Origin of the sequence: Acerihabitans sp. (assembly GCF_036398755.1) — a bacterium.
Taxonomy (GTDB): Bacteria; Pseudomonadota; Gammaproteobacteria; order Enterobacterales; family Enterobacteriaceae; genus Acerihabitans.
The window spans coordinates 22,412-30,791 of sequence record NZ_DASWOM010000041.1; the positions used below are offsets into that span (position 1 = coordinate 22,412).

Consider the following 8,380-nt stretch of genomic DNA (forward strand, 5'->3'; position numbering starts at 1 on the left):
CTTGCGGCCTCACTGGGGGTAATTGATGTACTAGTTAACATATGCAAGCTACCCGTGGTTGATTTCACTTTGTAACCGGAAAATTTATAGCACATTTTTTCCTAAAGCTTTTCTACCATTTTCTCAATGATGTCAAGATTTGCTATGGACGTCCCTTTTTGGAATGCAAAAGATATGAAAACAGCTTGGTACAAGACCTGTGAACTCATTGGTGTAGCTAAGCTTCCGGGCACCCGACAGGGCATTACCGCACGCGCCCGTCGGGAAAACTGGACCAGTCGCCGGGTAATCGGCGTGCAGGGTAAAGGCCTGGAATTTGCTCTTGAGAGTTTACCACTCGATGTCCAACAGGAGTTAACCAGAAGACAAATTCAGGAAAATTTTATTGCCGAATACGGTGGCGAATATCGTCTTAATTCCGCGCGCAAGGCGGCGGAACCGGAAAAAGACCCGTTGGCGGCATGGATGGCCATCTATCAGCAGTTTCAGCCCGAGGAGCGGGATGAAGTCATCAGCCTGTTGCTGCGCGAGGGGATAACGGGATTTATGGCGCGCCTGGGCATAAATCCCGGGCGCTGATGACGAGGGGCGATGGGTTGGACGCCGGCTGTGCCGCCTTCGGCCGCCGGTTTCCTAAAAATGCCGCTGCACCGCCAGATGCGCCAGGCTTTCCAGGGCCTGGCGAAACGGCGTCGGCGCCAGGCAGGCGAGGCAGCTGATGGCGTTATCCGCTTCGGCTTCCGCCCGTTGCCGGGTGTACTCGAGGGAACCGCATTGATGCATGGTTTCCAACACCGCCTCAAGCAGATGGCGGCCGTTGCCCTTTATAATCGCTTCGCGGATCATCGCCGCCTGCTGCGCATTGCCATTGCGCATGGCATGCAGCAACGGCAGGGTAGGCTTGCCTTCATTCAAATCGTCGCCGGTATTTTTACCCAGGGTTACGTCGTCGGCCCCGTAGTCCAGCAGATCGTCGATAAGTTGAAAAGCGGTGCCCAGGTAACGGCCATAGTCGCGCAGCGCGTTTTCCTGTTCGGGGGTGGCGCCGGCCAGGATGGCTGAGGATTGCGACGCCGCCTCGAACAGGCGGGCGGTCTTGCTGTAAATCACCCGCATGTAGCTCTCGATGGTGATATCGGGATCGTTGCAGTTCATCAATTGCAATACTTCGCCTTCGGCAATGACGTTAACCGCCTCCGCCATCAGCGCCAGGACCCGCAGCGATTCAAGGCCGGTCATCATCTGGAAGGCGCGGGTGTAGATAAAATCCCCGACCAGGACGCTGGCGGCATTGCCGAATGCCGCGTTGGCCGTGGCCTTGCCGCGCCGCATGTCGGATTCGTCAACCACGTCGTCATGCAGTAAGGTGGCGGTATGGATAAATTCTATCAGCGCCGCCACGGTGACATGCTTGTCGCCCTCGTAGTGCAACGCCCTGGCCGCCAGAACGGCAATCATCGGACGGATACGCTTGCCCCCGCCGCTGATGATGTAGTGGCCAAGCTGATTGATGAGCGCGGCCTCGGAGTTCAGCTGCTCGAGAATAATCGCGTTGACGTCCGCCATATCATGTGCGGTAAGTTCGGTAATTTGATCAAGGTTCATTATTGTCTTTAGGCTTTATTTTAACCGTTAGATAGTAACGCTGCTCATGGAGCCAGATGGCAGAAACTGTGTTACTGATTGTACTTGAAAAACGCCAGAGATAAATGCCGGCGAAGAAACTGCGCTTTTTTCGCGTCCTGTATGTATTCTGCACTTGTCATAGGGCGCTTTTTTGCGTAGAATTCGCGCCCTATTGTGAATATTTATAGCGCACTGTGGACGAATCCAAGTTGAGTGCGCGGAAAGCGGAGTTTTTTATGTACGCGGTTTTCCAAAGTGGTGGTAAACAACACCGGGTCAGCGAAGGTCAGACTGTTCGCCTTGAAAAGCTGGACATTGCAACGGGCGAAACCGTTGAGTTCGACCAGGTGATGATGATTGCCAACGGTGATGACATTCAGATCGGCGTTCCTTTCGTCAATGGCGGAAAGATTCAAGCTGAAGTAGTTGCCCATGGTCGCGGCGATAAAGTGACGATCGTTAAATTTCGTCGCCGTAAGCACTATCGTAAGCAACAAGGCCATCGTCAGTGGTTCACTGACGTGAAAATTACCGGTATCGGCGCCTAACAGGGGAGCACACTCATGGCACACAAAAAGGCTGGCGGCTCGACTCGTAACGGTCGCGACTCAGAAAGTAAACGCCTGGGCGTCAAACGCTTCGGCGGCGAAGCTGTTTTAGCAGGCAGCATCATCGTTCGCCAGCGTGGAACTAAATTCCACCCCGGCACCAACGTTGGTTGCGGTAAAGACCACACTCTGTTTGCTTTGGCTACTGGTAAAATCCAGTTCGAAATTAAAGGACCAAAGAACCGTAAGTTTGTCAGCATTGTAGCCGCTGAATAACTTTTCCGTTCTTTGCTGGCTGCGGTTCCGATAGCCCCTTCCAGATAACAGAGCCAAGCCCCGCAATTCTAGCGGGGCTTTTTACTTTTCTTTCCGGCCAATTTCGCGTTTAAGACTCATGATGACAAATCAGCAGGCGGGACAGCAAGCAGGAATGGGCATCATTCTGGCGCTCACCACCGCAATGTGCTGGGGGGCGTTGCCCATCGCCATGAAACAGGTGCTCACCGACATGGAGCCGTATACCGTGGTGTGGTATCGATTCATCATGGCTGGTATCGGCCTGGCCGTCATCCTGGCGCCGCGCGGCCAGCTACCGCCGCTCAAGCTGTTTTTGCGCTGGCGCTGGCTGATGATGCTGGTCATCGCCACCGCGGGTTTGCTGGGCAACTTTATTTTTTTCAGCTCCTCGCTGCAATACCTTAGCCCGACCGCCTCGCAGGTTATCGGTCAGCTCTCGCCGGTGGGCATGATGTTCGCCAGCGTGCTGATCCTGAAGGAACGCATGCGCGGCACCCAGGTTATCGGGGCGATGATGCTGATATGCGGCCTGCTGATGTTTTTCAATACCAGCCTGCTTGAAATCTTTACCCGGCTGACCGACTACACCCTGGGGGTGATTCTGGGGGTGTGCGCGGCGACGGTCTGGGTCTGTTACGGTGTGGCGCAAAAGGTTCTGCTGCGCCGGCTGGCCTCACAACAGATCCTGTTTTTGCTGTATGTTTTGTGTACAATAGCATTATCCGCCGTGGCCAGACCCGCGACGATAATGCATTTGAGCTCCTGGCAGGTCGCCTGCCTGGTGTTTTGCGGTGCCAATACATTGATTGGCTACGGCGCGCTGGCGGAAGCCATGGCGCGCTGGCAGGCGGCGCAGGTCAGCGCTATCGTCACCCTGACGCCCCTGTTCACCCTGCTTTTTTCAGATTTACTGTCACTCGCCTGGCCGGATTATTTCACCGCTCCGCCGCTGAATATCATCGGTTATCTGGGCGCGTTTGTGGTGGTGGCGGGTGCGATGTTTTCTGCGGCGGGCCATCGGCTCTTGCCCGCGCGGACCAAAACAAAACCGGCGCTGCCCATTCGGCCGCCCGGCAAATGAATTACGGAGAGTTCCCATGAAGTTTGTAGATGAGGCCGCCATCGTGGTGGTTGCGGGCGACGGCGGCAACGGTTGCGTCAGTTTCCGGCGGGAGAAATATATTCCTAACGGCGGTCCGGACGGCGGAGACGGCGGCGACGGCGGCGATGTTTATCTGCTGGCGGACCGGAACCTGAATACCCTGATCGATTATCGCTTCGAGAAATCCTTTCGCGCCGAACGCGGGCAAAACGGTCAAAGCCGGGATTGCACCGGCAAACGCGGCAAGGACATCACCATCAAAGTTCCGGTGGGCACGCGTATTCTCGACCAGGGCACCGGTGAAACCATGGCCGACATGACCCGCCATGAGCAACGCGTCATGGTGGCGAAAGGCGGTTTCCACGGCTTGGGCAACGCGCGCTTTAAATCTTCCATTAACCGCGCGCCGCGCCAGAAAACCGACGGCACCAAGGGCGAAAACCGCGAACTGCAGCTTGAGCTGCTGCTGCTGGCCGATGTTGGCATGCTGGGGTTGCCCAACGCCGGCAAATCGACCTTTATCCGCGCGGTATCCGCCGCCAAACCCAAGGTGGCCGACTATCCCTTCACCACCCTGGTGCCGAGCCTCGGCGTGGTGCGCATGGATAACGAGCAGAGTTTTGTGGTCGCCGATATCCCGGGCCTGATTGAAGGCGCGTCCGAAGGCGCCGGCCTGGGTATTCGTTTCCTTAAACATCTGGAGCGCTGCCGGGTACTGCTGCATCTGATCGATCTCGCGCCCATCGACGAGTCGGATCCGATCGAGAACGCCAGGATCATCGTCAAAGAGCTGGAGCGCTACAATGAAAAGCTGGCGGCCAAGCCGCGCTGGCTGGTATTCAACAAAGTCGATCTGCTGGACGCCGAAGAAGCGGACCGCCGGGCCAAGGCCATCGCCGAGGCGCTCGGCTGGCAGGAACAGTTCTACATCATTTCCGCCGCCAGCCGCCAGGGCGTGAAAGCGCTGTGCTGGGACGTCATGGCCTTTATCAACGAACATCCCCACGATCTGCCGGCCGAAGAGGCCGCCGCCCCGGTCAAGGTTGAGTTTATGTGGGACGATTATCATCGTGAGCAACTGGAAAAAACCGAAATCGTCGCTGAAGACGACGATTTGGACGATGATGACTGGGATGAAGATGATGAAGAAGGCGTGGAATTCGTCTATCACCGCTGACGCGCCCACACCGCCGCTCACGGCCCGCATCGGGATAAGGCGACCTATCCCGCCCGATCGGGCTTGAACGCCGTTATGACGCCCCTGTCGCAGTTTGCGTGGGGGCGTTTTTTTATTAGCGGCGCGTCAATTAATTGTTTTGGTAAATATCTTTATACAAGCGGCTTTCAAAACGCACCAGGGGAATGCGCCTGGCCTTTTGATCCTCGGGCGGCACCGCGTATCCCGAGAGATACTGCACAAAGGCCATGCGCTGCCCGCTTGCGGTGGTAATAAAGCCCGCCAGGTTATAGACCCCCTGCAGCGAGCCGGTTTTGGCGGACACCTTGCCGTCCACGCCCGCCTCATGCAAGCCGGCGCGATACATCAGCGTGCCGTCGTAGCCCGCCAGCGGCAGCATGGAGATAAAGTCCAGTGTCTGATCGTGCTGGCCGATGTACTGCAGCACCTGCATCATGGTGGCCGGCGAGATAAGGTCGTGGCGCGATAGGCCGGAACCGTCCACGATAATGGTATTGCCCAAATCGATGCCGGCCTGCTGGCGCAGGATTTGCCTTACCGCGTCCGAGCCGGCGCGCCAGGTACCGGGCACCTTGAGGCGCTCGCGGCCGATGGTGCGAAACACCGTATCGGCAATCATGTTATCGGATTTTTTCAGCATCACCCGCAGCAAATCATGTAGCGGCGCCGAATACGTCTGGGCCAGAATCTTGCCTGGCCGGCCCGGCGCTGTTTGGCGCAGCAGGGTGCCCCCCACGTCAATATCCGCCTGTTTCAGCTCGCTTTTCAGGATGGCGCCCGCATAGCTTGCGCCATCCTGGATAGCAAACGCCAGCGGCAGGGGCTCGGCGCGCTGGGGCAGGCAGCCGGTCAGGGTAAAGCGGTTAAGCTCGCCCGGCACCACGTCCAGCTCGCAATATTGCGCCTCGGGCGAGCCTTTCGCCAGGGTGCGCACCTGGCTGTACATCTGTACGGGATAATAGGACGCCACGCGGATAAACGCATTGTCGCCGGCCTTGGGGGCGCTGTAGAGCGAAACGGAGAAGCAGTTGCGATCGACGATGGCCGCGCCAGGCGGCGCGCTGAAGCACTGGGTCAGGTCGTTCCAGGGCCAGCCGGGGGCTTTATCGTGGCTGGCGAAAGCCGAGGTGTCGATCACCAGATTGCCCGAGACCTGGCGGATGCCCTGCTTGCGCAGTTCGGCAACCATGTTGCGCAGCTGCTGGCGGCTGAGCGTCGGATCGCCGCTGAAGCGGGCGACCAGGTCGCCGCGCAGCACGCCGTTGCCTACCGTAGCGTCGCTTTCAAGGGTGGTGCTGAAGCGATAGGCCGGCCCCAATTGCAGCAGCGCCGCCAGCGCGGTGATCACTTTTTGCGTACTGGCCGGCAGCGCCATTTGCTGGCTGTGATAATCAATGGCCGGCGTGGCGGCGCCTATCTTTTGCGCAATCAGCGCCAGGTTGGCGCCGTCGGGCAACAGTTCCGTATAATTTTCCACCGGCGCGCCGTGCGCGGACAGCATAACGACGCCGGTCAATCCTGTGAGTAGTCCTGCAAAACGCATAATATTGTGCAACGGCAAAGTAACGTGGTGCCATACTACGGTGCAAAGTGGGTTAAAGTAAACGATGACCCATCGGGAACTCTGGGTTAAAATACGTATCAAAATGCAAATCAAGACTGACCTGGCTCGTTGCGCCAGGTGCGGTTTTTTTTGCTTTTCGCTTAGGTCGTAGCTCTGAAGGCTACGCCGTGACAATATTAATTTACGTCAGGATGGCGACTATTTTAGCAGGAAGTATTCATTTAGAGGTATTGCCATGACACCAATTCCGATGACTTTGCGTGGTGCCGATAAGCTGCGGGAAGAGCTCGATTTTTTGAAAAGCGTCCGCCGCCCGGAAATTATCAAGGCCATTGCCGAGGCTCGCGCGCACGGCGACCTGAAGGAAAACGCGGAATACCATGCCGCCCGCGATCAGCAGGGGTTCTGCGAAGGCCGCATCCAGGAAATCGAGGCTAAGCTGTCCAACGCCCAGGTTATCGACGTCACCAAGATGTCGGCCGGCGGCCGGGTGATTTTCGGCGCCACGGTCAGCATCCAGAACCTGGAAAACGATGACGAGCAGACTTATCGCATCGTCGGCGACGACGAGGCCGATTTTAAACAAAATCTGATTTCCATCAATTCCCCCATTGCCCGGGGCCTGATCGGCAAGGAAGTCGGCGATATCGCCATGATCCGCACACCCGGCGGCGATGTGGAATACGAGATTTTAAAGATAGAATATCTTTGATTTACGTATAAAGATTGTTGAGATGATTTGTAAAGAAAGGAAAAAGGCCGTAAGCGGCCTTTTCCTGTAACGACTAACATGGCACCTTTTCAGCAGAAAAGGCGTGTTCAGCGCGGTAAAGTGATTTTATGGTCTTTGCCCGGGCGGTAGAGGATCAAAACGCCGCCGATGGCCTGCACGTTAGCGGCACCGGTTTCACGCACGATGGCATCTGCGATAAGCGTCCTGGTCTCGCGTTCTTCCGCGGCGATTTTCACTTTGATAAGCTCATGATGCTCAAGAGCCTGTTCAATTTCTGCCAGCACGCCCTCGGTCAGGCCGTTATTGCCCAGCATGACGACCGGTTTTAGCGGGTGCGCCAGGCTTTTCAAGTGCTGTTTTTGCTTATTATTAAGATTCATTTGTCTTTTTTGCTTACGTTGGGATTGAAAACGGTACATTCTACCGCCATCTCATGGTTATCACCAAATCGGTCGTGATTGTATCTGGCGCATGAGTGCCCGCTCCCGTCACTAATGCACTCTTTCAGGATAGTTGGAAAACACGATGACCACCAAAAAGCGTTCTGGCAGCTCAAGTCGATGGCTACAGGAACACTTTAGCGATAAATATGTTCTCGAGGCACAAAAAAAAGGACTGCGTTCCCGTGCCTGGTTTAAACTTGAAGAAATACAGCAGGGCGACAAACTGTTCAAGCCGGATATGGCGGTGGTGGATCTCGGCGCCGCGCCCGGCGGCTGGTCGCAGTATGTCGCCACGCAAATTGGCAAAAAAGGGCGTATTATCGCCTGTGATATTCTCCCCATGGATCCCATCGTGGGTGTCGATTTCCTGCAAGGCGACTTTCGCGACCCGCTGGTGTTACAGGCCTTGCTTGCAAGGGTCGGCGAAAGCAAAGTGCAGGTGGTCATGAGCGATATGGCCCCCAATATGAGTGGTACGCCGGCCGTTGATATTCCCAAGGCCATGTATTTAGTGGAATTGGCTTTGGAAATGTGCCGGGATGTGCTGGCACCTGGCGGCAGTTTTCTGGTTAAAGTCTTTCAGGGAGAAGGTTTTGATGAATACCTGCGGGAAATTCGCTCCCTATTTACGAAGGTAAAGATTCGTAAGCCAGACGCTTCACGCGCACGTTCGCGGGAAGTGTACATTGTGGCGACAGGGCGCAAACTATAGTACCCTACGCTAATTGTTAACACCGTTGTAATATGAGGTTAATCCCTTGAGTGACATGGCGAAAAACCTGATTCTCTGGTTGGTCATCGCAGTAGTGCTGATGTCTGTATTTCAGAGCTTCGGGCCCAGCGAGTCCAATAGCCGTAAGGTGGATTAT

The 8,380-nt window shown here is 56.1% G+C and carries 11 protein-coding genes; 8 read left to right on the plus strand and 3 right to left on the minus strand.

The features are described from left to right. Nucleotides 1–144: 144 nt before the first annotated feature. Nucleotides 145–579 (plus strand): YfeC-like transcriptional regulator, encoded by a 435-nt coding sequence (locus tag VGC33_RS06800; protein ID WP_331119993.1) that lies wholly within the window; start codon nt 145–147, stop codon nt 577–579. A gap of 54 nt (nt 580–633) precedes the next feature. On the opposite strand, the gene ispB is transcribed toward VGC33_RS06800, so the two are convergent. Then, nucleotides 634–1,605, minus strand: coding sequence for an octaprenyl diphosphate synthase (ispB, locus tag VGC33_RS06805; protein WP_331119994.1), 972 nt, complete (start codon nt 1,603–1,605; stop codon nt 634–636). Between the two features lie 257 nt (nt 1,606–1,862). Here ispB and rplU point away from each other — a divergent pair, with 257 nt between their 5' ends. The 4 genes from rplU to cgtA all read left to right on the plus strand — a co-directional run bounded on the left by rplU (nt 1,863) and on the right by cgtA (nt 4,750). Beyond that, nucleotides 1,863–2,174, plus strand: a complete 312-nt coding sequence (gene rplU / locus VGC33_RS06810) for a 50S ribosomal protein L21 (RefSeq protein ID WP_162364085.1) — start codon at nt 1,863–1,865, stop codon at nt 2,172–2,174. A gap of 15 nt (nt 2,175–2,189) precedes the next feature. Continuing rightward, nucleotides 2,190–2,450: a 50S ribosomal protein L27 gene (rpmA, locus tag VGC33_RS06815; protein ID WP_331119995.1), complete on the plus strand. Its 261-nt coding sequence runs from the start codon at nt 2,190–2,192 to the stop codon at nt 2,448–2,450. Nucleotides 2,451–2,571: 121 nt separating this feature from the next. Then, the gene (locus VGC33_RS06820; RefSeq protein ID WP_331119996.1) at nt 2,572–3,552 is read left to right on the plus strand and encodes a DMT family transporter; all 981 of its coding nucleotides are present in this window, start codon (nt 2,572–2,574) and stop codon (nt 3,550–3,552) included. 16 nt (nt 3,553–3,568) lie between these two features. Beyond that, the gene (gene cgtA / locus VGC33_RS06825) at nt 3,569–4,750 is read left to right on the plus strand and encodes an Obg family GTPase CgtA (RefSeq protein ID WP_331119997.1); all 1,182 of its coding nucleotides are present in this window, start codon (nt 3,569–3,571) and stop codon (nt 4,748–4,750) included. A gap of 130 nt (nt 4,751–4,880) precedes the next feature. On the opposite strand, the gene dacB is transcribed toward cgtA, so the two are convergent. Then, the gene (gene dacB, locus VGC33_RS06830; RefSeq protein WP_331119998.1) at nt 4,881–6,314 is read right to left on the minus strand and encodes a serine-type D-Ala-D-Ala carboxypeptidase; all 1,434 of its coding nucleotides are present in this window, start codon (nt 6,312–6,314) and stop codon (nt 4,881–4,883) included. A 256-nt stretch (nt 6,315–6,570) separates the two neighbouring features. Here dacB and greA point away from each other — a divergent pair, with 256 nt between their 5' ends. Further along, complete coding sequence (greA, locus tag VGC33_RS06835) at nt 6,571–7,047, plus strand: transcription elongation factor GreA (RefSeq protein ID WP_331119999.1); 477 nt, start codon at nt 6,571–6,573, stop codon at nt 7,045–7,047. A 107-nt stretch (nt 7,048–7,154) separates the two neighbouring features. On the opposite strand, the gene yhbY is transcribed toward greA, so the two are convergent. Beyond that, nucleotides 7,155–7,448, minus strand: a complete 294-nt coding sequence (gene yhbY / locus VGC33_RS06840) for a ribosome assembly RNA-binding protein YhbY (protein ID WP_331120000.1) — start codon at nt 7,446–7,448, stop codon at nt 7,155–7,157. Between the two features lie 145 nt (nt 7,449–7,593). On the opposite strand from yhbY, the gene rlmE reads away from it, so the two are divergent. Together rlmE and VGC33_RS06850 are read left to right on the plus strand one after the other, a co-directional pair. Next, entirely contained in the window at nt 7,594–8,223 is a 630-nt protein-coding gene (gene rlmE, locus VGC33_RS06845; RefSeq protein ID WP_331120001.1) for a 23S rRNA (uridine(2552)-2'-O)-methyltransferase RlmE, read from the plus strand. A 46-nt stretch (nt 8,224–8,269) separates the two neighbouring features. Then, nucleotides 8,270–8,380 (plus strand): hypothetical protein (locus VGC33_RS06850; protein WP_331120003.1); only part of this gene is annotated, 111 nt, incomplete at its 3' end.